Origin of the sequence: Bacillus cereus group sp. BfR-BA-01524, assembly GCF_022662595.1 — a bacterium.
Classification (GTDB): domain Bacteria; phylum Bacillota; class Bacilli; order Bacillales; family Bacillaceae_G; genus Bacillus_A; species Bacillus_A thuringiensis_S.
This window is the reverse complement of the sequence record NZ_JAKUDW010000447.1, coordinates 1-224: the sequence shown is the minus strand read 5'-3', so window position 1 is coordinate 224 and position 224 is coordinate 1. Positions and strand designations below refer to the sequence as shown.

The window sequence follows — 224 nt, the reverse complement described above, 5'->3', positions numbered from 1 at the left end:
CATCAAGGTCAACACGGCCAACATGGACACCACCACCATCAAGGTCAACACGGCCATCATGGACACCATCATCACCAAGGCCAACACGGTCATCATGGACACCATCATCACCAAGGCCAACATGGTCATCAACAACAAGTACATCACCACGGACACCAGCATATACATCCACAGGCTGTTCTTTATCAAACGCACCAAGGGCATCACCATCATCAAGGTCAACA

Annotated in this window: 1 pseudogene; it reads left to right on the top strand. The window is 50.0% G+C overall.

Annotation, left to right across the window (positions count from 1 at the left end):
- A pseudogene (locus tag MR170_RS31825) lies at window positions 1-224 on the top strand (hypothetical protein); the annotation flags it as partial.